This window comes from Cytobacillus dafuensis, from assembly GCF_007995155.1.
GTDB classification, from domain to species: Bacteria; Bacillota; Bacilli; order Bacillales; family Cytobacillaceae; genus Cytobacillus; species Cytobacillus dafuensis.
On sequence record NZ_CP042593.1, the window covers coordinates 1,067,110 to 1,093,123 of the forward strand.

The following is a 26,014-nucleotide window of genomic DNA, read 5'->3' on the forward strand; positions in this document are numbered from 1 at the left end:
AATATATTGATTTGCTAAAGGAATAAGTTTTCAAAACTTTAATTGATGTTCATAAAATGAATGGAGTTACTAGCTATTAATTTTTGACGGGTAAAATAACTTCAACGGTCGTACCTTTATCGATTTCACTATCGATCATAATCTGTCCTTGATGCTCTTTTATAATTTTGTAACACATCATTAATCCTAAACCCGTTCCTTTTTCTTTAAGACTATAAAAAGGTTCTCCGAGATATGGAATACGTTCATTTGGAATCCCAATCCCCTGATCGCTAAAGCGAATCAATAACTGGTTGTTTTCAAGCTTCATTGTTTTCACATTTATTTCTCCACCGTTGGGCATTGATTCAATTGCGTTTTTTAAGATATTAATAAATACTTGTTTTAATTGGTTAACATCACAGGTAATCATGGGAATATCTGCTTCTGATTCAACAATGATTTGTACATTATTCATTAATGCTTCAGGTGATACAATCATCGAGACCTCTTCTATTAAGTCTTGTAAGGCATGTGATTGTATTGTAATAGCTTGGGGCTTGGCTACAGCCATAAACTGATTTGTTATCGACTCAATTCGATTAACCTCTGAAACCATTACATCTAAATACCAGCTATTTTTCTTATCGGTAGTAGAATCTAGTAAACTTAAGAAACCTTTAAGTGAAGTTAAAGGATTTCTAATCTCATGTGCAATTCCAGCTGATAATTGACCGACCACAGCGAGTTTTTCTGACTTTCTTAATAATTCTTCCGTTAGTTTCTTTTCCGTAATATCTCGCCCTATGATGACGAGCCCGTTGCGACTGCCATCTGAATGAAAAATAGGAACCTTTATGACATCAAAAATGGTAGATTTGCCGTTAGGGTGTGAAATAACTTCTTCAGTTCGGAAAATTTGTCTTTTTTCCCATGCTTCTTCATCTGTTTTATCACAAAAAGTTAATGTATCCCGATAAAATTCATTATAGGAAGCAAGTTCCGAATTCGTTTTTCCTTGGTAAGAGACATTTTCAAGTTGAAAACAGGAACGAACATACTGATTTGCAACGAGCCACCTTCCTTCCCCATCTTTAAAGAGTACAGTGTCAGGCATTGCATTAATTAGGGTGCGTAATCGTTTCTCACTTTCTTTCAATGCCTTCTCCATTTGTTTACGTTCCGAAATATTCCTTAAGATCGCAACGATGGCTGTTACCTTTCCTTTATCGTTTATAATTGGCGAATAAAAGCTGCTGATATCTATAAGATTTTCATCTTTTCGTTTACAGATGGTTTCAAAAGACATAACTTGTTTGTTTTTCAATATTATTGGAAGAATTTCAGTAAACTCTTTTAGTAGAAAATTAGGAACAATTGGTAATTTTCGGCCTAATACTTCATCTTCAGTCCAACCAAATATTTCTTCAAAAGCTTTATTCACTTTCATGATCTTTCCTTGTAAATCAAAAATAATGATAGAATCTATTGTATTCTTAAGGAATAGCTCAAGCTGTTGTTTCGTAAATTGCAAATCTTTTTCAATTTGCTTATTTTCGGTATTGTCTTTTATGATTTCATATATTCCAGCAATCTCGTTATTGATAAAAAGTGGAAAGCTTTTTACTTTTGCATCAATAAGATATCCATTTTTGTGTTTAAACGACACTTCATATTCCTGCATGATTCCTGTCTTTGTTTTTTTCAGATGTTTTAATCGGTTTTCAGCATACTCAGGTAGAATCAAAGTGGAAAGTGGCAATCTTTGAAGTTCTTCAACTGAATATCCAACGATTCGCTCAAAAGCCGGATTCGCTGTTAAAAGATTTTCCTGTAAATCACATGAATAGATACCATCAGGATTATGTTCAAAAAGTGCTTGATAAAATTCTGTATCTCTGATAACTGGGTTCACAGGATCTTGTTCTCTTAAAGCGAGATCTTGGGATAATTCCAAATTGTTTGTTCTTGAAAGTAATGGTGCTGTTTCCTTTTTTACATGAGGAAAAATATTGTCGATTCCAAATGTTGAGTCATAAGAATTAAAAATAGTTGGTGGAAATACATAAACGATAGCGCCTATTGACATTCCTCCATAAATATATGGATGCAATTCAAAACGCCAAATTCCTTTTTGATGTTCTAATTCCCAATTCACCCTTGATGTTAAAGTTAAGGATAGTGAAGGGGACGTTACTAAGTAATGATTTGCATTAATCAAGCCTTCTTCATATAAAATTGGGGATGCTTTAATTACATTCCATCCACGATCTAAGGCAATTAAATAAGAATTTGATCGTCTTGTGATTGCTTGTGCCTGATAATATTCAATTAGTTTATAACGTTCCAATTCTAATTGGTTACGAAGAATTGCTGCCGCATCATGTGCAGCAGAATTTACTGCTGATAATAATTGAGGATGATTCTCTGTCCATAGTCCAGTCATATCGATTACTCCTAGGATTTCCCTTGTTGCAGGATCTAGGATTGGAGCAGCTGAACATGTCCATTGATGTAATTCATGGCAAAAATGTTCCCCTGCGAACACTTGAATTGGTGAGCCAGTTGCAAGGGCAGTACCAATCGCATTTGTACCAGACGTATTTTCAGCCCAAGAAGAGCCTATAACAAAGTTTATATCCTCTGCTTTTAACCTTAATGCCAAATCGCCGTCTAAATAGGTTATATCACCAGAAGAATTACAATAAGTGATTAGATGTCTAGAATCCAGAAAATGATCCTTTAAACGAGAAAGTATCGGTTTTAGAATCCGGAATAAGGAATCAGATGATAAAAAATCTCTGATTTGTTCTTCATTAAGATTAATAGAGGCCCTATTCTCATAAGGATTAACTCCATTGTCCTTGCAACGCATCCATGATTCATACATCAAAGGACTGATTATAGAAGAGGGGGAATTACCAGTAATAAACTGTTCCCACTCATGTTTCAGCTTTTTCTTCCTTGTTATAGGAGAAGCAAAGGTATCCAAAGCTATTTGATTATTCGTTTTCATTTGTATACCTCCAAGTAGTTGTTGATTCTTATTAAGTTGAATAATCATAAATATCAATTTTAGTATCTTTGATATTCGGAATACCCAGATTAATTTAAGATGTGAGCAGAGGGTTATGTGGGAAGCATTTTACTCATTTGGTTTTATCTACTTAGAACATTTACAACATTTTCATTAGAAAAAATAAATTGATAATTTAATGATTATTACTAATTCATTAAAAAGGAAGATTTTCCTTTATTTTTTTAAAAAATAGTGAGATTTTAAGTGAAAAAATGAATATTAATTCATTTTTAGCAGGAACTATTTAATCTAAGTTGAAAATAATACAGAGGGGTGAATTTCATTGTTTTTCGTTAATGTGGAAGGTGCGTTTTTAAAGGAAATCAATGGCTAATTATTGAGCGAAGTAAGAAAGAAGAACATGCGGGTGGACAGCTTTCTCTTGTTGGCGGCACAGTTGAGCAGGAAGGTCACTCAACTCAAATCTTAGAGCGGACTGTCAAACGAGAAATTTTCGAAGAGGTTGGTATTCTAGTAAAGGATCACATTCATTATGTGAGAAGTACTTCATTTGTTACTGATAAAGGCATCCATGTCATTGATATTGTTTTTTTATGTGAATATGAAAGCGGTAAAGCTTTTCGAAAGAGTCCGGATGAGGTAGATGATCTATTCTGGATGTCAGCAGATGAAATCATTAGTCATAAAAACGCGCCGATATGGCTTAAAGACAACATTAGGGAAGCAGAAGCATTAAAAAGAAAAATAGAATTGGTGGGAAAATGAACATGTCTGTAAAAGAAGAATTACTTCAACTAATCGACAAAATGAATAACAATCCACAGCACATCGAGAACGAAAAAGATCGAGTTTTTCAAGTAAATTTAGATGGAAGCGGTCAATTGCAAATTGTCATAAACGACGGGAAAGTGTCGGTAGAGGAAGGTACACTTCACGAACCAGAAGTAACTTTAATTCTTTCAGATAAAAACTTTTCGAAACTATTAAAGGATGACTTAAATACGACGATTGCTTTTATGACCGGTGGTTTGAAGGTAGAAGGAAAAATGGGGCTTGCTTTAAAGCTTCAGGAAATAGTGAAGAAGTATCAGTAAACAGTAGAAGTAGCGGAATCAAGAGAACCAGGTTTCGTGTATGGTTCTCTTGTAATTTATTATTTAGCAATGTTAAACTTCCCTGTTGATTTCCGCAGCATGCACTTAGCGATCGCGGGCGGTCCGGGAGCCTCCTCGTCGAAGAGCGCTCCTGTGGGGTCTCCCTTTGATTCGCTCCTCCCGCAGGACTTTGAATAATTTCCCCCGAATAAACATCGCACGAAGGAAATGCGAATGCATTTTCGAGGATCTCGCTCCTGCCGCCCCAATCAACAATAAAATAGCATTATCAAAACTAAGTATTAACACAGCCTATAATTTAAAAAAATAAAACCATATGCTCTTCATCGTAATAGGTATTTCCTATTTTTAAAGCTCTTTTTTCCTCAGCATATACCTCAAAACCGAAAGATTCATAAAGCTTTTTGGCAGGCTCATTCGTTGCCTCAACAGACAAGTATACTTGCTCAACCTCTCCAAGTTCTTTTGCTTTTTCAAGTGCATTAGCTATTAATGCTTTACCGATCCCCATTCTACGCTTTTCAGGTGACACATACATCGCAACAATATTTGCTCGGTGTTTCAATTTGAGCTTTGTTTCCTTCAGTAGAGTAACAGTCCCTAATAATTCCTCGTTTTCAAAAGCTCCAAATGTGAACGAATTCTCCGTTTGAAATCGATTTTTATAAACATCCTTAGAGTATGCAGTTTCCTCCTCGTAGCTTGAGGCAAAGGCTTCAGGATGTTTCTGTAGAGCCATTAATCTTATATTTCTATAGGCATCAGAATCATTCGGCGCTAAAAGTCTAATATTCATTTGCTCCACCTTCTTTAATTTTTCTTTAATTCTACCATTTTTAAACAAAATTTAAACAAGGCTAATAACAAATTTAACCTTTCAATATTTAAATAAAGGAGAATATAGAAGATGAAAACGGGTGCTTGCTTTTAAAGCCCATTCATAATGGAAATGATAGTTGTAATTAGCCTCTAATTTTTTGGTTTTGGAGAAGATGATGATGAGAAAACGCCGGGTTGAATTTCTAATTGCTTTTATTTTATTTATTTCTCTTTCTTTGCTCTTATTTAGCAATCTCAGCTTGGCAGTAAAGGCATGGGTATCACTATTATATATTTCAACGATTATGGTGAGTATCTACTCGTTAATGCTGGAAAATCGTTCCCCCCAGCATACACTCCTCTGGATATATGTACTTCTGTTTTTCCCGATTATTGGGTACTTGTTCTATCTATTTTCTGGACAGCTCTATTTAAAAGGTTATCTATTTAGAAGCAAGCGGAAAAAAGATAGGGAAGAATGGAAAAAGGTATTGCAGCAGGATACATCACCAGATTTAGCTTTTTTACAGGATTATCAGCATTCATTTGCAAAATTCGCGAATCATACATCCCCTACTCCAATAAGTACTGCATCCCGATCATTTATTTTAAAGAATGGAGATGAGACCTTTCCAGAAATAATGAAAAAGCTGAAAGAGGCTGAAAAATTTATTCATATAGAATATTATATTTTTCGCTCTGATCGTTTAGGGAATGAAATCATTCGTATTCTGATTGATAAAGCCAAAAAGGGAGTTGAAGTTTTATTTATATTTGATGCTGTTGGCAGTAGGAAAATTAGGCCGGAAGTTATTAAAGAAATGGAGAAGGCGGGAATAAGAGTAAAGGCTTTTTCCCCGTTAAAGTATGGCTTTTTCAATCAAAAAGTAAATTTTCGCAATCACAGGAAAATCATCGTCATTGATGGAAAGATTGGATTTGTAGGTGGACTAAATGTCGGAGTAGAGTACCTAGGTGAGAATAAAAAGGTTGGTTTTTGGCGGGATACCCATATGCTTCTTAAAGGGGAAGCTGTTTTTTTCCTCCATATGGTTTTCTTACTCGATTGGGAGTATATAAGTGGAGAGAAGATTCTCCAAAGATATTCAACCTTCAAAACTATTATTGATGATGGGATCCTAGACGGGGCTGTTCAAGTTGTGGCGAGCGGACCAGATACTCAAGCTGGGCTCATGAGTGACTTTTATTTTTCAATCATCTCCTCTGCAACAAAGTCTATATGGATTGCTTCGCCTTATTTTGTTCCGGATGAATCCATTCGGACAGCGTTAAGAGTAGCTGCTGCGAAAGGAATAGAAGTTCGCATCATGGTTCCGGAAATCAATGATGGCTTCTTAACCCAATATGCTAGTAGATCATATTTTCCTGAGCTCCTTCGCTATGGTGTCGAAATCTATTCTTATAAAAAGGGTTTTTTACACCAGAAGGTCATCATTATTGATGGAAATCTTGCATCTCTTGGAACAGCGAATATGGATATGCGTAGTTTCCATCTGAACTTCGAAGTGAATGTTTTTCTGTATGGTTCAAGCTCCATACGCGATCTTGTGACTCATTATGAACAAGATATGAAGGACAGTGAGATCATAAACCCTGTCCAATATTATAAACGAGGATTTCTTGAAAGATCAAAGGAATCCTTTGCCCGTCTTTTTTCAGGCGTCCTTTAAAATGATGCAGCTTCTCGTTTCGAGGGGCTGTTTTTTTATTTAAAGCCTTGAAGCTCACGCAACGTGATCTTTTACAATGGAGTTATCAATGATAAGGGAGAGAGTTCAATGGAGGAGAAAATATTCCATCTTAAAGACGGCAGAAAATTAGGTTTTATTGAGTATGGAAAAAATGATGGAATTCCGGTGATGATATTTCATGGAACACCTGGATCTAAAATATGGTATAGGAAGGATGACGAGATCGCGCGAGAGCTTGGTTTAAGACTAATCTCGACTGATAGACCCGGATTTGGTACATCTGATCCAAACAAAAATAGAACTTTGCTAGATTGGCCGAATGATGTAAAGGAGCTGGCTAATGGCCTTGGAATCGAAAGGTTTTCTGTATTAGGTGTATCAGGCGGCGGAGCTTATGCTGCAGCATGTGCTTATCAAATACCAGAAAGACTTGATCATGTATCCATGATTTCAAGCGTAGCTCCATTCAAAAACGGCAAGCCGCCGAAAAGTATGATAAAAGAAAATCGAATAGCTTTTTCTTTAGGGAAATATGTACCATGGCTAGTCAAGCTTTCCTATCAATCACAGAAAAAAATGATCGAGCAGAAGCCAGAAAGATTTATTGAGGTAATGAAAAAAGGAAATAAACATCTAAATGAGTGGGATCGAAAATATACTCAAACAGATGATCAGATTAAAGACATGATGGCTCATTTATTAGGAGCCTTTCGCATTAGGGTGGATGGAATTGTAGAAGAACTCAAATTAATAACTAACCCGTGGGGATTCGAATTGGAAAAAATACAAATGCCTGTCCATATCTGGCATGGAAAAGAGGATGGAATGGCCCCGTTTGAAGAAATTGAAAAAGTATCCAAGGAAATACCTATTTCAATCACTCACTTTGTTTCGAAGGCAGGTCATTTTTTAATCGATGATGAGACAATTTGGAGATCCATTTTAGAACAAATTAAGGAAGATCATTTATTATTTGTGGGAAAAGAAGGCCTCATTAGTAGTAAAAAAAGGAAAAAATTAGTATAATTATATTGTTTTAATGATTCTGAATTATTAGATCATAAAGGAGGGGTCATATGCTATCGAAATCTATAATTGAAGACGTCCTAACGGCTGCACTAGCAACCGGTGGAGATTTTTCCGAAGTATTCGTTGAAGATCGGTATACAAATAATTTGACACTTCAGGGCGGAAAGATTGAGAACAGCTTGTCAGGCAGGGATTTCGGGATTGGAATCCGCGTTTTTAAAGGCTTTCATAGTGTGTATACGTACACAACAGATGCAACAAAAGAAGGTTTATTAAAAGCTGCGAGAAATGCAGCACATGCTATTTCTGGAGAAACGATTATCCAGCCAGTACCACTTGTTAAAGAAATAATTACCTGTGCTCATCCGATAGCGATTCATCCACGAGAAACAGAAAAAATCCGAAAAGTGAATGTAATGAAGAAAGCGTACGAAATTGCCAAGAACTATCATTCGAGCATTCAGCAAGTATTGGTCCGTTATTTGGATGAGGAACAAAATGTTCTTATTGCTAACAGTGAGGGAATATTTGTTGAAGATAAAAGGGTAAGAGGGAGAATGGCGATTCAGTCCATCGCTTCAGATGGAGTACAAATGCAGCCTGGCTTTTACGGACCAGGTGCTCATAAGGGATTTGAGTTTTTTGAGAATCTCAATCTCGAGCACTATGCTGGTGAGGCATCACGAATTGCTGTAACGATGCTAAGTGCAGAGCCTTGTCCGAGTGGAAAGTTTCCGGTAATTATCGATAATGAATTCGGTGGGGTTATTTTCCATGAGGCTTGTGGACATGGACTAGAAGCCACAGCTGTAGCAAAGAATAATTCTGTTTTCGCCAATCGAATTGGTGAGAAGGTCGCATCAGAAATCGTTACATATATTGATGACGGAACAATTGAAAATGAGTGGGGATCGATAACGATTGATGATGAAGGCGAAAAAGCACGGAAAAATGTTTTAATTGAAAATGGGATTTTGAAAGGTTACTTGATTGATAAATTTAACGGAAGAAGAATGGGAATGCCTTCAACAGGATCAGGCAGAAGACAGTCATACCGTTTCGCACCTACATCAAGAATGACAAACACCTTTATTGCGGAAGGGAAGTCAACGCCTGAAGAAATCATTTCCAATACAGAGCATGGCATCTATGCAAAATATATGGGCGGTGGTTCAGTAACTCCGGCTACAGGCGATTATAACTTTGCTGTTATGGAAGCGTATCTTGTGAAGGATGGCAAGATCGGCAAGCCGCTTAAAGGAGCTACTCTTGTTGGAAATGGCGCCGAAACATTACAGCTCGTTGACATGGTCGGAAATAATTTAGGACACGGTGCAGGGATGTGTGGCTCATTAAGCGGAAGTATCCCTGTTAATGTTGGTCAGCCAATGATTCGTGTAAGTGAAATGACGGTTGGCGGAAGTAAGGAGGCTGAATAAGATGAATGTTCAGGAATTCCAGCAAAGATTATTTGGACTTGCAGAGCAGCATGGCTTTAATGATGTGGAAATTTACTTTGAGCGGGAAGAAAAATTTGGCTGCGCCTTGTTCAAAGGAGAAATCGATTCCTACGAAACATCTGAAGTAGCAGGGGCATCATTCCGTGGTCTTTTTAATGGGAAAATGGGGTATGCGTTTACAGAAAAATTAGACGAAGACACCATACAATTTCTTGTTGAAAATGCAAAAGAAAATTCTCAATTTATAGAAGAAGAAGTACAGGAAGATATTTTTTCCGGAAGTGAGACCTATCATGAAGGCAGCTTTTATTCTTCTGAACTAGCAAAAGTAACAATTCCGGAAAAGATCACTTTATTTAAAGAAATCGAGAAGCATATTTATGAGTATGATGAAAGAGTAACGGGAACGGATTATTTTATACTCGAAAGTGCTGATTCAGAGCGTTTTATCATGAATAGCAAGGGACTTTCGCTTAAAGGGAAACATAATTATATCGGGATGTATATTTCTGTTGTTGTTAAGCAAGGAGAAGAAACGAAAACTGGTATGTATATTAAGATGACAAGAGATTTCTCTTCCTTTGTTCCCGAAGAAATTGCAAAGTATGCTGTGGAAGAGGCTCTATCAAAGTTGAACGCTCAGTCAGCTGAGAGCAAGCGCTATCCTGTTTTATTGAGAAATGATGCAGCAGCTAGTTTACTTCAAACCTTCTCGCCTATTTTTTCTGCAGAATACGCACAAAAGGGTCAATCGCTTTTAAGAGATAAGGTAGGAGAAGTAATTGCTGCGGAAGAATTACAAATAGTAGATGATCCATTTTTAGAAGATGGGCTTTTCAGCAGTACGTTTGATAGTGAAGGTGTAGCAACAGTAAAAAAGGAAATTGTGAAGAACGGAAAGTTGATTACTTTGCTTCATAATCGCAAAACAGCTGAGAAGGCTGGACTAGAAACTACAGGGAATGCTTATAAATCTTCCTATAAAGGGTCTTTGACGGTATCTCCATCAAATTTATATGTCATCCCTTCAAATAAAGGCTATGAAGAACTCATTAGTTCTATAAGAGAGGGCATCATCGTTACGGATTTAGCAGGATTACATTCAGGAGCTGACTTTGTTTCCGGTAACTTCTCTTTAGCTGCAAATGGATTTTTTGTTAAAGAAGGAAAAATTCAAAACGCGGTTAAACAAATGACGATTGCCGGTAATTTCTACGATGTATTAAATAACATTGAGGAAATTGGCTCTGACTTGGAGTTTTCGATGAACTTTGTTGCGCCAGGCTATATTGGTTCCCCTTCGCTATTAATTAAAGAGTTAGCTGTAACAGTCGAATAGCTTAAAAAGTGTGGTCTCATAACCTTCATGAGACCACATTTAGTTAATTTCATTTGGAAAGTGGTCACATAAACCTTTTATGAGACCACTTGAAGCTAAAATCAATTGGGTAAAGGTCACATAAACCTTTCATGAGGCCAAATGAAGCTAAAATCAAGTGGGTAATGGTCACATAAACCTTTCATGAGACCAAATGAAGCTAAAATCTATTGGGGGATGGTCTCATAAGCCTTTTATGAGACCAAATGAAGCTAAAATCTATTGGGGGATGGTCACATAAACCTTCCATGAGACCATATTAAGCTAATATACCTTGAGGACTGGTCTTATAAACCTTCCTTTTAGCAAAAAAGCAGGGACCACATAAGTCGATTTTTGCGACTTTGTGATGCCCCTTCTTATGTATTCGGAATATAAGGGTTTTTAAGATAACCTCGTCTTTATATTATAACAATAAATACCATCCCGATATTGACTGAAAAGGTGTGTATGCAAATGGAAATTTTAAACGCAGAACAATTTTTTTTACGTTCACTTACTTTGGAAGATGCTGAAAAGGTAGAGGAATATGCAAGTGATTATGATGTGGCAAAAACAACTTTAAATATTCCACATCCCTATCCAAAGGGTTCTGCAAAGGAGTTTATTGCTAATATTTTGGAGGCTGAAAAAGAAGGAAGAGTCATCACATATGCCATTGTCCTTAAGGAGGATCATGACTTAATTGGCCTTATCAGTATTCGGCCTGTTATGGAGCATCGTCGCGGCGAGCTTGGCTATTGGATTGGAAAGCCATTTTGGGGAAAGGGCTATGGAACGGAAGCAGCAAAATTATTAATCAAATATGGATTTGATATTTTAAACTTAAATCGAATTTATGCTGCTGCTTTTACAGACAATCCAGGCTCATGGAGAATCATGGAGAAATGTGGAATGAAGCATGAAGGGATTTTACGCAACCATATTCTTAAAGAAGATAAACCAATCGATTTAACGTTTTACAGTATATTAAAAGAAGAGTATATGAATTTGTAGAATTTAAAGAGCAGTGAAAAGGCTAGAAGAAGTCAAGAAGAAAAAAGATGTTATTTTTACAGATCAAAACAATCTAGCAAATGTTAAAATTTTCAATAGAATATAAAAATAGAGTGGATCAAATAATCCACTCTACTTTCAATGTTTACATATACAACTAGAATTAGAATTTTAGTCCCTGCTTCCAAGTATTCCGAAAATACGCAGGATATTAATGAATAAGTTAACAAAATCAAGATATAAGTTAAGAGCCATTAAAGGCACTTGTTCTGCTGTTACACCATATTGCTTCATACGGTTAAAGTCAAATAGAACGTAACCGCTAAATACTAATACCCCAATAAATGAGAAGGCAAGCATACCTGAAGAACTTAAAGGCCAGATAAGATTAAAGATTGATATGGCAATGAGTGCCAATAAGGCAGCCATTAACATACCGCCTAAGAAAGTTAAATCACGCTTTGTAGTTGTAGCGTAAATGGCTAGCCCTGTAAATACAGTTGCAGTAGTTGCAAGTGCTAACAGTACAGGCTCTGGACCAATTGTAGTAAGGTAATGTGAAACAATTGGATAAGTTGTTAACCCTGAAATAAAGGTAAAGGCAAATAAGAAGGAATATGACATCGCCTTTTTACGACGAATGATAAACGCAAAGACGAGCATTCCGATTTCAAGAAAAACGAGCGGCAGAAACATCGCCGGTGGGACAAAAACACCTGCCATTGTACCGGCAAAGGCAATTCCCAAAGACAAAGCAAAGGTCCTTAATACGGCTGGTAAATGGCTATTATTATAATTAGCTGTTTGCTGAACATACATTACTTTATTCACCTCATCAAGATATGTCTATATATATTTATACGATTGTCCATAAAAAGAGTTTCATAAAATTTTATTTTTCTTTTAATAAATCTCTTATTTCAGTAAGAAGAGCTTCCGTTTTATCCACTACGACTGGTGCAGGCTTTGGTTCTTCCTTCTTATTAAAGTGCTTATTAATGATCCTTATGAAAATAAAAATTGAAAAAGCTATGATGAGGAAGTCAAGAATGCTTTGAGCAAATGCCCCGATATTTATTTCTGCTTTGCCAACTGTGATGACAAGCTGTTTGGTCAAATCTATTCCGCCAAGAAGTATACCTGTAAGAGGCACGATAATATTTTCAACCAAAGAGGTGACAATTTTGCCGAATGCTCCTCCAATAACAACCCCAACAGCGAGATCTAATACATTTCCTTTAAATGCGAATTTCTTAAAATCACTCCACATAGGATACAAACACCTTCCATTCAAAATTATCGTTAATTATACTATTATGATAGGGGAAAATGCTAGATAATAGTATCTTTTTTATCGCAGATTAACGGGCTGTAAGACCCCCACTTCAAGAAGTTGAGCTAAGAAAAAATTTCTAAGTGGGGGATCAACAGCCCGTAAATGCCCGATTGGTTCAACTAACAATCAGTGGGGGATGAAGGAAAACCCCCACTGATTGAAGTTTCACTTTATAGAATTTTCAACTTTTTTTGAGTTTGAGCATGGTATTATCTAGCTCCAGCGCCTACCCCCGACGTACAGGACGTACTAGTGTCGACAATGCGACAGGACGTCGCGTTTTTGTCGACCTCGAGGTCATAAGCCAGTCCGCCAAGAAGGTTAAAGAACAACCTTCCTGTTGGCCTGTCTTATGCTTGTCGGGGGTGATCAAGGCTCTTACGCTTTTATTTTTTCTATGCAAAATTTTGATGTTTTTATACAATACTAAAGGAAGGTAAATAAAGGAGGATAAAATGAAGAAAAATAAGAAAAAAGATCCTCGCTTTAAAATAGCTGAAAAAGAAGCGTGGATCGGAATCGGATTAGTTCTATTTAATTTTATTTGGTGGTTTGGCTTTGCTTACGGAATGGGATCAGAGCCAGTTGAAAACTATCAATTCATCTTAGGATTGCCCGAGTGGTTTTTCTATAGCTGTGTAGTAGGATTTGTCGTTATGGTTATCCTCGTCATTATTGTCGTGAAATTTTTCTTTAAGGATGTCCCATTTGATGAAGAAAAAGAAGGGGGGACACCGAAGCAATGAACTGGCAAGTCATCACTCCATTAATTATCTTTTTGGTTCTTATATTTATTGTAGGTTTTTGGGCAAGTAAGCAAATGAATAAATCCAATTCGTTTCTTCAAGAATATTTCCTTGGTGGGAGAGAGCTTGGCGGATTTATTTTAGCGATGACGATGATGGCGACATATGGAAGTGCCAGCAGTTTTATTGGCGGACCAGGTGTAGCTTATACACAAGGGCTTGGCTGGGTACTGCTTGCTATGTCCCAGGTTGTAACGGGATATTTCGTCCTTATGGTTCTAGGGAAAAAGTTTGCCATTACTGCTAGAAAGTATCAAGCAATCACATTAATTGATTTTTTAAAGGAACGATACAAAAGTAAGTGGGTTGTGTTGTTGTCTGCTTTCAGCATTATCATCTTCCTCTTTTCAGCGATGGCTGCTCAGTGGGTTGGTGGAGCAAGACTGATTGAATCCCTTACAGGACTTAGTTATAGCTCAGCGCTGTTTATTTTTGCTATTTCTGTAATGGTGTATGTAATTATTGGTGGTTTTCGTGCGGTTGCCTTAACAGATGCGGTTCAAGGTGTGATCATGTTTATTGGTACTCTCATTTTACTGGTAGCTGTTATTATTGCAGGTGGGGGAATACCAAATATAATAAATGATCTTATAGCAGAAAATCCTAATTTAATTAGTCCCTATGGATTCGATAGAGGACTGACTCCATTGTACGTATCGTCATTTTGGGTTTTAGTAGGTGTCGGTGTTGTTGGGCTTCCACAAGTAACCGTTAGAGCGATGTCCTATAAAAATTCAAAAGCAATGCATAGGGCAATCATTATTGGCACAATTGTTGTTGGATTCATTATGCTTGGTATGCATTTAATTGGCGTTTTTGCTCGTCCAATTCTTCCAGGAATTGAGGTAGGCGATAAGGTTATGCCGCTTATTGCTCTTGAAGTATTGCCACCATGGCTTGCCGGGGTTGTATTAGCAGCTCCGATGGCAGCCATTATGTCTACTGTAGATTCCTTATTGCTTCTTGTTAGCTCGGCTGTTGTAAAGGATGTATATATCAATTATATAAAACCAGATGCAGAAGAGAATACGATAAAGAAAATGAGTTTTGGTGTGACGACAATTTTAGGGATCCTTGTATTTTTAATGGCCCTTAGCCCGCCAGATCTGATCATTTGGCTGAATTTATTTTCATTTGGCGGGTTGGAAGCTGCCTTTATTTGGCCAGTTGTACTGGGATTATACTGGGGGAAAGGCAATAAATTTGGTGCCATATCATCCATGGTTATTGGGATAGGATCCTATATCATATTTCACTTGTATTATCCAAATCTCTTCGGCATGCACACGGTCGTCCTTCCAGTTATTTTATCATTGATTTCGTTTATTATCGTTAGTATATTGACTAGTAATAAGATTAAAGAAGAAGCTGATCTACAATATTGATTAAGTAAAGAGCAAGTTCCATTATAAAGTGTACCCCTTGTAAAGGACATTTTTAAAAAAAGGCTTAAGCTGCCTGAAGAAGATGATCTCTGTATTGCACAGGGGTCATCTTTTTTCTATTCCATTGATATCGGGTATGGTTGTAGTGACGAATATATTTGTTTATCTCTCGTTGAAGCTCCTCAAGTGATTTACATGCTTTGATGTTCACTTCGTCTTTAAGGTGACCAAAGAAGGACTCGATTGGCGCATTGTCCCAACAGTTTCCTTTCCTAGACATAGACTGGCGTAGTCCTAGTTTCTTAACGTATTTTTGAAAGTCTGGGTGCGTATAATGAGTGCCCTGATCGGAGTGGATGAGGGCATCTTCAGCCTTCTTAAACCATCGGTTTTTCTCTAGTTTGTACAAGGTATTGGTGGCTAAATCCATCGTAATTCGACTAGACATATGATGTGCTAACACTTCGCCTGTAGAACCATCTTTGATGACCGACAAATACGCTCTTTGTCCTCCGTGATAATGGAGGTATGTAATATCAGTAAGAAGTACTTTTCCAGGAGTATGTTGATCAAATTGGCGGTTTAATAGGTTAGGAACCACTCGATGTTCCTGAGTTGCCTTTATCATTCTCTTGTATGGATTTGCTTTTCGTGCAGGGCAAATAATGTCATACTTTTTCATAATTCTTCGGATTCTCTTTAAATTGTAGACACACTGAAATTGACCCGCCAAGGTCATCTTAATTTGACGTGCCCCTTTCTTGCGACCTTTAAATCGAAAGGCCTTTAAAATCAATTCTTTTGCCACTTCATCTTTGGATTCCTGTCGTTCTCTCCGTTCTACGGACTCTGGAGAGAAATAACGATAATAACCGCTGCGTGAAACATCTGCTGTATCGCAAAGGAATTTAACCATATGCTTCAAATTGTATTTTTCTATCACATATCGAATAAGAACATATCTTTGGCTGATCGGTACTTTTACTTCAGCCCCCTTTCGAGCATTCGAATCTTTTTTAAGAGTTCATTTTCAGCCTCTAATAAGTTCATCTTGGCTTCCAAACGAGCGTATTTTTCTTCCAGGGATAACTCCTTTTCACGTGGTCTCCCAGAGTTCCCTTTCCTCGTATCTTTGAGACCCAATACGCCATCTTTCTCGAATGCTTTTTTCCAGCGATCCGAAGCTGATTTAATTCTCCGCCACCCTAGAATATCAATGTCAAATCCCGCTTCTTCAAATATTTGTCTTAAAAATTTCCCACTTCTAAATTCAGCAATATAGTGGTGCTTAAATTCCTCCGAGTAGGTAATCCCTTTTGAACTAACCGAAGTAACATAAGGGTTTTTAGATAATATAGCGATCTCTTTCTCTGTAAAAAGCTTTTTAGTCATAATTCTCCGTCTCCAAATTTCTCTAAATGTCATATTGATTATACAAAAAGTACCCTATAGAGAGCACTTTTATTAAGTGTCTACTCTATAGGGTACATTTTATTAAGGTTCTTGCTCTTTTTAATTTTGTCTGTGTTAAAGCGAGTGCCTGCAGCGGAAATCAACAGTGAAGTTTAAAATTAATAATCAATAACAGCTATTTAGAAAAGACTTTTTCGAAAAATGGGTATATTGGGAGATTTGTAGAATAGCTAGCTATTTGTTACACTTTTAACATGCAAAAATAATTTACTAAGAAATATTAAAAATGTTTTTAACCTACTGGGAGATTTTAATGAGAAATTATTTATATATATTAGCTTTAATCATGTTATCAGGTATTTTAGCAGCCTGTGTGAGTGAAACAAATACTTCTAATGAAATAGAAAAAAAACAGCAAAAACTAAGCACTACAGTCAATCAACCCGCTGTCATAAGTGAAAAGAAGGAAAAAAAGGATACTGTTTGGTTAAAAGAGAAATCGCTTTACCAATTCGAAGCTTATGATGGGTCTTACGAATACACTGTATTTCTTTACGCAGAGGATGAACAAAGTTCCTTTAATGAGAATCTTGGGGTAAAGAATCAAGTATATACTGGCCATTATTCCATTTATCTAGCTGAAAAGGATTCTACTATCGCATACAAGCAGGAAGCTTTAGATGAAGAAGGGACCACTCCATTTATATTTAATCCATCATTAAACCAGGTTTATCCATTGAATTTAGGAAATAAGACGTTCATTACGATCTTGCAGCCTAGTGAAAATGAGAACTCAAAATTATTATTATTCGCTATTAAAGATGGAGAAATAAAAAAGGTTCACTTTAGTGAAGATTTAACCACTATTTTTGGATATGAAATAAAATCAATATACCAGAAATACATTCAAACAGCTCATTTACAAGGTGATCAGGAATGGAGATTTATTACATGGGAATTTGATGAGAAAGCCATGACGTTCAAAAAGAAGGACGAATCTACCTTGAAAGGTGAGAATGGAGAGAAATGGTATGAGCGTTGGAGTGAAAAAAGTGAAATTTATTATCCTTTCCAAAACCTCGAGCTTAGCAGTGATGTAATTGAAAAAGCAAAACAAGGCCTCCCAATTGGAAGTCCATATCCAATTGGGACGAATATTGCGAATATCAAAAAAACCGAGCCAATATTCATAGAGGAAGGGATTGATGCTGGAACTCCTTATGTAATGTATCCTGAAATCACCTATTATTATGAAAAAACGACTGGTATCGTGACAGCTGTTTCCATTCCAGGTGAACGCGTGAAAACATCATTAAAAATGATAAAGAGTTTATTTGGAGAACCTGAAGAAGAGGGCTATGACCAATTGAATGGAGAAAAACGTGTGATTTACAATGCAGACAAATATGCGATCAAATTCTTGGCAGATGCTAATGAGGAAGTGCGAAGTATTTATTTGTGGAAAAAGTGAAGAATCAAAGGTGTCAGGCACCACGAACATTATTTAGTATCAATAAGTGATTTAGATACTAAATAAAGTGTATTATGTGGATGTCAGACACCTTATGAGATAAATCCTTCACTATGTCTTAAATCAATTAAAATGCCCAATCACCATTTCGGAAGACAGGCTCGCTTGTTCCGTCTGCAGTAATACCGTCAATATCCATTTCTGCAGATCCAATCATAAAATCAACATGAGTGAGACTATCATTTAAACCATGTTCCTTTAGTTCATCACTAGACATTTGCTTGCCGCCTTCAAGGCAGAATGCATAGGCACTTCCGATAGCGAGATGGTTAGAGGCGTTTTCGTCAAATAACGTATTATAGAAAAGCAGGTTTGATTGAGAAATTGGTGAATTGAATGGAACGAGTGCCACTTCTCCAAGATAATGAGAGCCTTCATCTGTTTCTACTAGCTGTTTAAGAATTTCTTCGCCTTCTTCTGCTTTTACACTCACAATTCGGCCATTTTCAAATGTGATTGTGAAGTTGTCAATGATATTGCCGCCGTAGCTTAATGGCTTTGTACTTGACACAGTTCCGTTAACACCAGTTCTTAATGGGACTGTGAAGACTTCTTCAGTCGGCATATTTGCCATGAATTCATGCCCTTTTTCATTAATGCTGCCAGCTCCACACCAGAGATGCTTTTCTGGAAGCTCGATCGTTAAATCAGTTCCTGGTGACTTATAGTGTAGTTTTTTATAGCGTTTGTTATTCAAATAATCTACTTTTTCATGAAGAGTGTTATCATGCTTTTTCCATTCTTCAACAGGGTTTTCTAGATCTGAACGTGTAGCTTTAAAAATGGCATCCCAGAGCAATTGAACTCTTGTTTCTTCAGGTGCTTCAGGAAAAACCTTATCAGCCCACGAAGGAGATGGGGCTGCAATAACCGTCCAGCTCACTTTATCAGCCATCATCATTTTTCTGTAGTTAGATAGTGCTTTACCAGCTGCTTTTTGGAAATTGGCAATTCGTTCAGATTTTACCCCTTTTAATAGGTCTGGGCTCGTTGAAACGATTGACATAAATGCAGCGCCATCCTTCGCAAGCTCTTCAACCTCTTTTGCACGCCATTCAGGATATTCATTGAAAGCCTCATCTGGTGCCAAATCATACTTTGTACGAGATACAATATCATCGTTCCAGTTAACAACAACATTATATGCTCCAGCTTCATAGGCTTTTTTTACCACTAGGCGAACCAATTCTGCTGCATCTAGGGTTGTATTAATCACTAATGTTTGGCCGTTTTGAATATTAACTCCAACTTTTACTGCAAGCTCTGCATATTTCTCTAAATTCTTTAGAAATTCACTCATTATATGTATTCTCCTTTTTCAGAATCTTCATTATCATTGTAGCTTTTTTCTTTTAAAAAAGAAACTTTGAAGATTAAAATCTTTAAAGTTTTTCCAGTTAATGTCCAATTTTTTAAATAAACAAAAAAGAGATCTCAAACAGATCCCTTTTTTGCAGGAAGCAATTTTGTTTTTTCTGAAATAGAAAACATGATCCAATACAACAAGGCACTTATAACGGCAAGAGCAGCGAGGATAATAAATGTCCAATCATAACCTATCCATACGGTTAAAGGAATAGATATGGGAGCTATTGTTTTTCCGAATGTAAATCTAAGGCTGGCAGCAGCAAAATATTGCCCTCGCATATGTTCCGGAGCTATTTTTGAAACATAGCTTTGCTGCAAGCCAGCTGTCATCAGCTCTGCTAATGTAAAAATAGCCATAGCAATAATTAATCCCCAAATCCAAGATGTTTGCCCGAACATCAAAATCGCTGCTGCGTATGTAAGGGAGGAAAGGACAAATATATTTCTTTCTTTGAATTTGGTCATGAATCTTGTTACAACGACTGTAAATAAAGCGACAAAGAAGCCATTTTCAGCTAAAAGAATACCAAAGGCTTGTTCTCCTTGAATGGTAAAAGACCAATCTCCTAATTTGAAAAGTGCTTGGTTTTGAACAAATTCACTCGTATATACAGGTATTAAGAGATCAAGCTGCATAAATGTTTGTGCTGCTAATACACCTGCAATGATAAAAAGAAGAAAGGTTTTGTCTTTGAAGATAATTCCGTAATCTCTCATTTGATTTAGTAAAATTGAGTACCACTTATTATTCTCTTTCTTGCTATTAAGTTGCTCAGGCACAGTTTCTCTCGTCATTTTTGCTAATATTCCCGCTAAAGCAATACAGATGATGCCAGCAATGACAAGAAGCTGAAAGCGATAATTCGCATAAAAAATGGCACCTAAAATAGGACCAACAACAACTGCGATATTAATCGAAGTATAGAAAATAGCAAATACATCACTTCGATACTTTTCCTCTACTACATCTGCCACCATTGCTTGGCTTGCGGGCCAATAAAATGAACCGAAAATACCAACAAAGGCAAAACAAATAAAAGCAAGCCATGGTGAATTAAGCCAAGGAGAATTTGCTAGTGCAAATATAAGAAAGCTAATGCCTTGACCAAAAGCTGAAAGAACCATCATCGTTTTTCTTCCAAATCGATCTGCACAATAACCGCCCATTAAATTGGCTAAAACAGAAAATACTTGAGAAAAAATAAGGAGCAGTCCTGCTTTATCTTTTCCAAATTCACCTGCAAAATAAATCGTTAAAAACGGAAAGAACATCCAAAAGGTGATATTCATCGCCGCTTCCCCGAATAACCTAACTTTTAAATTCGAATCCCAATCTCTAATTCTCATGATGTATCCTCGATATTTTTTTAGAATAACGCTATCATACTACCAAATTGGAAAGTAATTCAAGGAAATCTTTTCTGTTTCATTTGAAACTTGCGAAAAAAAAGAAATCGGCTAACCAGCCGATTTTCGTTTTTTTAAGTTGACTTATATCAAATTAATAAACAAATATGAGAAAAACAGTTTTTTCTAATTATATGAGGATTGTAAATAAAGTTAAGTCTTATTGGACTATAGAACTCATAGTTTCTTTTAGCACTGTAACAGAATGATTAAATTGTTCTTTTTCTTTTTCATTTAAATCAATTTCAATTATTTCTCTTATTCCTGAACGGTTAACAACAGCAGGAACCCCAATATACACATTCTTATGTCCGTATTCTCCATCTAAAAAGGCGGAAACTGTCAGGATACTGTTTTCATTATAAAGTATTGCTTTTGTAATTCGAACTAGTGACATACCTATACCATAGTACGTTGCACCTTTTCGCTCAATGATATGATAAGCCGCATCCCTAACGTTTACAAAAATGTCCTCTAAACATCCTTTATTCGCATCCTTTTTTTTTGCCAAAACATTTTCAAGCTGTTCTATACCAATCGATGCATGGCTCCAAACAGGAAGCTCTGTATCACCATGTTCACCAATAATAGCAGCGTGAACATTTCGAGGATCTACTTTGAAATACTGACCTAACGCAAATCGTAAACGTGCCGAATCGAGAACCGTTCCAGAACCAATAACTCGTTCTTTCGGTAGTCCTGATTCCTTTAATGTAACATAAGTTAAGATATCTACAGGATTAGTCGCAATTAAAAATATTCCATTAAAGTTATTATCCATAATGTTTTTTACTATTTGCTTAAATATTTTTGTGTTCTTTTCTAATAATTGTAATCGGGTTTCCCCAGGTTTTTGTGCTAATCCTGCACTAATTACTATTAGGTCAGCACTTTCACAATCTTTATAGGAACCGCTCCATACTTTCATTGGAGAAGGTGCAAAGGGCATTCCATGATTAAGATCCATCGCTTCACCTTCAGATTTTGATTCATTTACATCAATTAGAACTAATTCTTCCGTAACTCCCTGGTTTATCATTGAATAAGCATAACTACAACCAACTGCACCAGTGCCAATTAATACTACCCGATTTACTTTTTCCTTACTCACTGTATTTCTCCTTTCAAATTTAAAAGATTAAATAGCTTACAATCCCGATTAATATAAGAAAGATTAAACTGTACTTGATTGTAAATTTAAATAATTCACTATCTTTCCCTGCAAGGCCGACCGCAGCAGCAGCTACAGCAATAGACTGAGGAGATATCATTTTCGCCATTGTTCCACCCATAATATTGACAGCTACCATTGTTTCGGGTGGAATCCCAATTTGAGAAGCTGTGACAGATTGCAGTGGGGCAAATAGTGATCCGCTATTTACAACTGAGCCTGTTAAAAACACACCTAACCATCCTAAAATTGGTGAGAATAATGGAAATACTTCACCAGTTGAAGCCAATGCTAAACCAAGTGTTGATGACATACCAGAGTATGTACAAATATAAGCAAAAGCAAGTACACTACAAATTGTTAGTACTGGTGGAAATAATTCTTTTGAAGTCTCTTTTGTAATATCTATCAGAAGCTTTCCACTACAGCGAAAGAGAATGATTGCGACAATGATCGTAATGAAAATAGCAGTTGTCGTAGATGAAAATAAATCTAACTTAAAAACTGCAGCATAGGGTGTATCCATTGGAGCAATTGGTACATGTTTAATGACTAAGTTATTTAATCCAGGAATGGGTAGCAACAACACTAGTTTTTCTAAAGGACCACCTGGTATAAATAAATTTTTGAAAAATGATAAATTAAATAATGTAACACAAATGGTTAAAAATACAAAAGGCAACCAAGCATAAGCTATTTGTCCAAAAGAGTACTTAACCTGTTTATCTTCTGCTTTTTCTTTATTTACGCGAAATATTTGCTTCGGTTTCCACCATTGCAAAAATAGTGCTAATGCTACTAAGCTGACTATTGCTGCAAATATATCTGTTAGTTCAGGACCTAAAAAAGTTAAAACCAATGCCTGAGTAAGTCCAAAAGAAACACCACTAACTAAAATGGCGGGAAATGTTTGTCTAATCCCTTTCATCCCATCAATAATAAAAATTAGTAAGAATGCTACTATAAAGCTTATTATTGGAATTACTAATGCCGTATACCTTCCAACAACAAGCGCATCTAAACCTGTTAGCAATGAGGGTACAGTTACTGGTATACCCATTGCACCGTATGAACCACCTGCGATGTTTGCAACTAAACAAATACTTGCTGCATACATAGGATTAAAGCCAAGTCCAACTAAAATGGCAGCTGTTATCGCAACTGGTGCTCCGAATCCCGCAGCTCCTTCTAAAAATGCCCCAAACGAATAAGCTACAATAAGGACTTGCAATCTTTGATCTGAAGTTATAAAAGAAATGCTATTTTCAATAATGGCAAATTTTCCTGTTTTTACAGTTACTTTATAAAGGAAAATGGCAGCAAACACAATGGAAGCTACCGGCCATATACCAGATAAAACCCCGAAAACAGCAGACATTAAAACTAGTATTGCAGGCATTTTATATAATAGTACTGCAACAATTCCTGCAACAATAATACTAGCGAAACCCGCAATATAACCTTTCACCTTAAAAATAGTTAGCAATACAATAAAAAAAATTATTGGAATTGCGGCAATAATTGCTGATAGCCAAATGTTGCTCAATGGATTATATACTTGTTCCCACACATTCATATTGTTAAACTCCTAGTTTGTTGATTAGACAAAATATATTATTCCCCAGTAATAATAATAAGTAAGACCTTTGTACTTATATCCCAACAAAATTTTTGAGTACAACTCGGGAACAAATTCATTTCCATCTAATTTAAAATATTTCCAATTCAATAAAGTAGTAGCCCATTGCATTGAAGAACTTTTATGATCAGGAATTTTTTATTTAAGACTTCTTGAGCCGTAATCATTAATTTTTATCTGAATGGAGTAATTTATTGGGATTTCTGAAAATGTAGAGTCCCAATTATTTTTGACCTTTTTCCAAATGTGAGGATGACTAATGCTTAATTGGTTTCCAAAATCAGCAACATCGACTCGGTATTTTTTCTGTGTTGTATTTAATGTTTTTTTAATAATTTTCCTTGTTTGCTGTTCGATTAGCTTTTCTGCATTTTTAATAAAGGCTTTTTCAGACTCCTTTGGAATTCCCCAGGTTTCAGTAAGAGTTCCTTCAGATTTAATTTTAATATCAAACGATATTTTATTTCGGTTAACGTGGGGAATTATTTTCGTTTTAAGTGACTTAATTTCATAGATGATTACCTTTCCGGACTTTTCTTCTCTTGCTTTTATAAGTCCACCTTTTGTTTCTCCAGTAATCATGTTAATTCCTGTTACTTCATCTTCAGTTATCTTTCCTCGGAGTAAGTTTGTCTTTCCATCAATAATTACTCCGCCAGAAAATTTAATATCCCCATGATCTGAAAATACATTTTGCAATAAATAACTTGAGCCCGAATGCATCTTACCCTCTAATTTTGCTAGAGGCATAGGGGGCAGGATTTTGTTACTTCTGTAGTCATTATCAATAATTCCTATAAGACGAAATGAAGGGATGATTTCAGGTAGCTTTGTTTCTAGGGCATCCTTTGCAGGACCGCTACTAACTAGAAGTAAACAAGTTGGCCTCAATTCGTTATCACGTAAATAAAGGTCCAACACCTCCGTCATTTTATTCACTTTAAGCACGTTAGCATTGATAATAATTACCTTGGTGTGGTGAAACATAATGGGATTTTCTTGTTTCAAAGCGACTTCTCGAATCATTTGATGATTAGAATCCCCGATTTCTGAAACGTTTATATACTGTTTTTTGCCTCCTCCTTTAGCCTCTGGTTTAGCAGAAACTGTGTTCATATATTGAAATGTAACTTTGAGTACGTTCTTCTTTTCATAAGTTGCCCCTCTTTTTTGGGAATCCATTTCTTTAGCATCATCGTCAACTTTATCGATGGCAACACCTATGTTAAAAGCACGATCTTCAATTTCTTCGCTACTGAAACATCCGGTTAGAATGAAAAGAAGGCAGAAAAATAGCAAGATTAACTTGAATCGTCTTTCATAATCCTTTTTCATTTTTTATCCCCTTCCATTTTGCTATGAAAAGTAAGGGGAGAGGGAGTAGTGTGAAGAAAATTATTGCAAATTTCCCAATTATATCTCCCATAAAGAATATCTCATCCAATGTCTTAGGAATCGATGCAACAATGTAGATTATTGGCAGTAGTGCATATAGAAATGGGTGAATTTTTTTATTAAATATTTGACTAAGGCCCAATGCAGAAGAAAAATAGGTAATGCAAAATGTAGAGAAAAACTGCATGGTCCATATAACAAGTAGTAAGGATTCGAATCGCTCAAAAAACATTCCCCTAACTTCATAGCTTCGAACAAGATCGAGTGTTGGCCAAGTTCGATGTAATACTCCATCAATCGAAAGTGCCCCAATAACCATAATGATAGCAATTAAATTAAAGAATATTGGAATGGCAATTCCAATAATAATTATTTTTACCCCTTTTTTTGGTTCTTCCATAAAAGAGACGATTAACAACATAATTTCGGCTCCTATAAAGGTGAAAATTGTTGATTTTATCCCTTTTAGTACCGGGAGGATGCCTTGTCCCATGAATGGACGTAGGTTATCTGGTTCAAAAATTTTAAAACTCAAAAGGAGCACAAACAGGAAAAAGATTATTGTTATTGGAAATATCACTTCAGAAATACGGGCTAATGGTGATATTCCACCTAATAGTAGGTATAATCCAATCCAAAGAAAGGGCATAATGATTGCCCATTTTGGAGTTCCCTCTAGGAGAAAAAAGTTTGCAATTTCTGTCAATATTCTAACTTCATATGAAGATAAGGTAAGAAAATAAATAATCATACTAAGACTTAGGAAGTTACCAACCCACTTCCCTAAAAGGTCAGAACTATATTGATAAAAGGTTTTCTTTGGAAAGCATTGGCTCAGCTTGACCATAACAATTCCTAAGACGATAGAGATCAGTCCTCCTAATATGACACTGATCCAGACATCTGGAGTTTTGCCTGCTTCTAAAGCAGTTCTTGGAAGGATAATAATTCCTGCCGAGAGAATGTTATTGGTAATAATTACAGTAGTCTGGACTGAAGTAAGGGAGTTTTTTTCTTGTAAGAACATTGATCAGC

Annotated in this window: 20 protein-coding genes and 1 pseudogene; 10 read left to right on the forward strand and 11 right to left on the reverse strand. The window is 36.2% G+C overall.

Features of this window, described 5'->3' with window-relative positions; translation table 11 throughout:
- Nucleotides 1-76: 76 nt before the first annotated feature.
- Entirely contained in the window at nt 77-2,995 is a 2,919-nt protein-coding gene (locus FSZ17_RS05260) for a PAS domain S-box protein (protein ID WP_185150668.1), read from the reverse strand.
- 346 nt (nt 2,996-3,341) lie between these two features.
- Between FSZ17_RS05260 and FSZ17_RS05265 the strand changes: the two are divergent.
- Both FSZ17_RS05265 and FSZ17_RS05270 read left to right on the forward strand, forming a co-directional pair.
- Nucleotides 3,342-3,784 (forward strand): annotated as a pseudogene (locus FSZ17_RS05265) (NUDIX hydrolase).
- A 2-nt stretch (nt 3,785-3,786) separates the two neighbouring features.
- Nucleotides 3,787-4,113, forward strand: a complete 327-nt coding sequence (locus FSZ17_RS05270; protein ID WP_057775939.1) for an SCP2 sterol-binding domain-containing protein — start codon at nt 3,787-3,789, stop codon at nt 4,111-4,113.
- Between the two features lie 319 nt (nt 4,114-4,432).
- Here FSZ17_RS05270 and FSZ17_RS05275 read toward each other — a convergent pair whose 3' ends face one another.
- Entirely contained in the window at nt 4,433-4,930 is a 498-nt protein-coding gene (locus FSZ17_RS05275) for a GNAT family N-acetyltransferase (protein WP_057775938.1), read from the reverse strand.
- 202 nt (nt 4,931-5,132) lie between these two features.
- Between FSZ17_RS05275 and cls the strand changes: the two genes are divergently transcribed.
- The 5 genes from cls to FSZ17_RS05300 all read left to right on the forward strand — a co-directional run bounded on the left by cls (nt 5,133) and on the right by FSZ17_RS05300 (nt 11,528).
- Nucleotides 5,133-6,644, forward strand: a complete 1,512-nt coding sequence (gene cls / locus FSZ17_RS05280; protein WP_057775937.1) for a cardiolipin synthase — start codon at nt 5,133-5,135, stop codon at nt 6,642-6,644.
- A gap of 108 nt (nt 6,645-6,752) precedes the next feature.
- Nucleotides 6,753-7,691: an alpha/beta fold hydrolase gene (locus FSZ17_RS05285; protein WP_057775936.1), complete on the forward strand. Its 939-nt coding sequence runs from the start codon at nt 6,753-6,755 to the stop codon at nt 7,689-7,691.
- 50 nt (nt 7,692-7,741) lie between these two features.
- Nucleotides 7,742-9,133, forward strand: coding sequence for a TldD/PmbA family protein (locus FSZ17_RS05290; RefSeq protein ID WP_057775935.1), 1,392 nt, complete (start codon nt 7,742-7,744; stop codon nt 9,131-9,133).
- A gap of 1 nt (nt 9,134) precedes the next feature.
- Complete coding sequence (locus FSZ17_RS05295) at nt 9,135-10,493, forward strand: TldD/PmbA family protein (protein WP_057775934.1); 1,359 nt, start codon at nt 9,135-9,137, stop codon at nt 10,491-10,493.
- A gap of 495 nt (nt 10,494-10,988) precedes the next feature.
- Entirely contained in the window at nt 10,989-11,528 is a 540-nt protein-coding gene (locus FSZ17_RS05300) for a GNAT family N-acetyltransferase (protein WP_057775933.1), read from the forward strand.
- Between the two features lie 171 nt (nt 11,529-11,699).
- Here FSZ17_RS05300 and FSZ17_RS05305 read toward each other — a convergent pair whose 3' ends face one another.
- Nucleotides 11,700-12,347: a Bax inhibitor-1/YccA family protein gene (locus FSZ17_RS05305; protein WP_057775932.1), complete on the reverse strand. Its 648-nt coding sequence runs from the start codon at nt 12,345-12,347 to the stop codon at nt 11,700-11,702.
- A 73-nt stretch (nt 12,348-12,420) separates the two neighbouring features.
- Nucleotides 12,421-12,798 carry a large conductance mechanosensitive channel protein MscL gene (mscL, locus tag FSZ17_RS05310; protein WP_057775931.1) on the reverse strand — a complete coding sequence of 126 codons (378 nt, stop codon included), beginning with the start codon at nt 12,796-12,798 and terminating at the stop codon, nt 12,421-12,423.
- Nucleotides 12,799-13,319: 521 nt separating this feature from the next.
- Between mscL and FSZ17_RS05315 the strand changes: the two genes are divergently transcribed.
- Entirely contained in the window at nt 13,320-13,610 is a 291-nt protein-coding gene (locus FSZ17_RS05315) for a YhdT family protein (RefSeq protein ID WP_057775930.1), read from the forward strand.
- Nucleotides 13,607-15,055, forward strand: a complete 1,449-nt coding sequence (gene panF / locus FSZ17_RS05320) for a sodium/pantothenate symporter (RefSeq protein WP_057775929.1) — start codon at nt 13,607-13,609, stop codon at nt 15,053-15,055. Before FSZ17_RS05315 ends, panF begins: the two co-directional genes overlap by 4 nt.
- 64 nt (nt 15,056-15,119) lie before the next feature.
- Here the strand turns inward: panF and FSZ17_RS05325 are convergent.
- Nucleotides 15,120-16,447, reverse strand: a protein-coding gene (locus FSZ17_RS05325; RefSeq protein WP_407643424.1) for an IS3 family transposase whose coding sequence is annotated in 2 segments (ribosomal slippage) — nt 15,120-16,078 and nt 16,078-16,447 — 1,329 coding nt in all. Because the reading frame shifts where the segments join, the coding sequence is not laid out codon by codon here.
- Between the two features lie 334 nt (nt 16,448-16,781).
- On the opposite strand from FSZ17_RS05325, the gene FSZ17_RS05330 reads away from it, so the two are divergent.
- Nucleotides 16,782-17,939 (forward strand): DUF4309 domain-containing protein, encoded by a 1,158-nt coding sequence (locus FSZ17_RS05330; protein WP_057775927.1) that lies wholly within the window; start codon nt 16,782-16,784, stop codon nt 17,937-17,939.
- A 127-nt stretch (nt 17,940-18,066) separates the two neighbouring features.
- On the opposite strand, the gene FSZ17_RS05335 is transcribed toward FSZ17_RS05330, so the two are convergent.
- The 6 genes from FSZ17_RS05335 to FSZ17_RS05360 all read right to left on the reverse strand — a co-directional run bounded on the left by FSZ17_RS05335 (nt 18,067) and on the right by FSZ17_RS05360 (nt 26,006).
- Nucleotides 18,067-19,299: an aminopeptidase gene (locus FSZ17_RS05335; RefSeq protein WP_057775926.1), complete on the reverse strand. Its 1,233-nt coding sequence runs from the start codon at nt 19,297-19,299 to the stop codon at nt 18,067-18,069.
- 134 nt (nt 19,300-19,433) lie between these two features.
- Nucleotides 19,434-20,714, reverse strand: coding sequence for an MDR family MFS transporter (locus FSZ17_RS05340; protein ID WP_057775925.1), 1,281 nt, complete (start codon nt 20,712-20,714; stop codon nt 19,434-19,436).
- A 220-nt stretch (nt 20,715-20,934) separates the two neighbouring features.
- Nucleotides 20,935-21,885 (reverse strand): L-lactate dehydrogenase, encoded by a 951-nt coding sequence (locus FSZ17_RS05345; RefSeq protein ID WP_057775924.1) that lies wholly within the window; start codon nt 21,883-21,885, stop codon nt 20,935-20,937.
- A gap of 19 nt (nt 21,886-21,904) precedes the next feature.
- Nucleotides 21,905-23,521 carry a lactate permease LctP family transporter gene (locus tag FSZ17_RS05350; RefSeq protein WP_057775923.1) on the reverse strand — a complete coding sequence of 539 codons (1,617 nt, stop codon included), beginning with the start codon at nt 23,519-23,521 and terminating at the stop codon, nt 21,905-21,907.
- 201 nt (nt 23,522-23,722) lie between these two features.
- Nucleotides 23,723-24,919: a Ger(x)C family spore germination protein gene (locus tag FSZ17_RS05355; protein WP_057775922.1), complete on the reverse strand. Its 1,197-nt coding sequence runs from the start codon at nt 24,917-24,919 to the stop codon at nt 23,723-23,725.
- Complete coding sequence (locus FSZ17_RS05360; RefSeq protein ID WP_057775921.1) at nt 24,903-26,006, reverse strand: GerAB/ArcD/ProY family transporter; 1,104 nt, start codon at nt 26,004-26,006, stop codon at nt 24,903-24,905. Before FSZ17_RS05360 ends, FSZ17_RS05355 begins: the two co-directional genes overlap by 17 nt.
- Nucleotides 26,007-26,014 lie beyond the last annotated feature (8 nt).

Coding starts and splice junctions, on each gene's coding strand:
- FSZ17_RS05260 (WP_185150668.1), bottom strand. CDS start 2,995: ATGAAAACGAATAATCAAATAGCTTTGGATACCTTTGCTTCTCCTATA.
- FSZ17_RS05270 (WP_057775939.1), top strand. CDS start 3,787: ATGTCTGTAAAAGAAGAATTACTTCAACTAATCGACAAAATGAATAAC.
- FSZ17_RS05275 (WP_057775938.1), bottom strand. CDS start 4,930: ATGAATATTAGACTTTTAGCGCCGAATGATTCTGATGCCTATAGAAAT.
- cls (WP_057775937.1), top strand. CDS start 5,133: ATGAGAAAACGCCGGGTTGAATTTCTAATTGCTTTTATTTTATTTATT.
- FSZ17_RS05285 (WP_057775936.1), top strand. CDS start 6,753: ATGGAGGAGAAAATATTCCATCTTAAAGACGGCAGAAAATTAGGTTTT.
- FSZ17_RS05290 (WP_057775935.1), top strand. CDS start 7,742: ATGCTATCGAAATCTATAATTGAAGACGTCCTAACGGCTGCACTAGCA.
- FSZ17_RS05295 (WP_057775934.1), top strand. CDS start 9,135: ATGAATGTTCAGGAATTCCAGCAAAGATTATTTGGACTTGCAGAGCAG.
- FSZ17_RS05300 (WP_057775933.1), top strand. CDS start 10,989: ATGGAAATTTTAAACGCAGAACAATTTTTTTTACGTTCACTTACTTTG.
- FSZ17_RS05305 (WP_057775932.1), bottom strand. CDS start 12,347: ATGTATGTTCAGCAAACAGCTAATTATAATAATAGCCATTTACCAGCC.
- mscL (WP_057775931.1), bottom strand. CDS start 12,798: ATGTGGAGTGATTTTAAGAAATTCGCATTTAAAGGAAATGTATTAGAT.
- FSZ17_RS05315 (WP_057775930.1), top strand. CDS start 13,320: ATGAAGAAAAATAAGAAAAAAGATCCTCGCTTTAAAATAGCTGAAAAA.
- panF (WP_057775929.1), top strand. CDS start 13,607: ATGAACTGGCAAGTCATCACTCCATTAATTATCTTTTTGGTTCTTATA.
- FSZ17_RS05330 (WP_057775927.1), top strand. CDS start 16,782: ATGAGAAATTATTTATATATATTAGCTTTAATCATGTTATCAGGTATT.
- FSZ17_RS05335 (WP_057775926.1), bottom strand. CDS start 19,299: ATGAGTGAATTTCTAAAGAATTTAGAGAAATATGCAGAGCTTGCAGTA.
- FSZ17_RS05340 (WP_057775925.1), bottom strand. CDS start 20,714: ATGAGAATTAGAGATTGGGATTCGAATTTAAAAGTTAGGTTATTCGGG.
- FSZ17_RS05350 (WP_057775923.1), bottom strand. CDS start 23,521: ATGAATGTGTGGGAACAAGTATATAATCCATTGAGCAACATTTGGCTA.
- FSZ17_RS05355 (WP_057775922.1), bottom strand. CDS start 24,919: ATGAAAAAGGATTATGAAAGACGATTCAAGTTAATCTTGCTATTTTTC.
- FSZ17_RS05360 (WP_057775921.1), bottom strand. CDS start 26,006: ATGTTCTTACAAGAAAAAAACTCCCTTACTTCAGTCCAGACTACTGTA.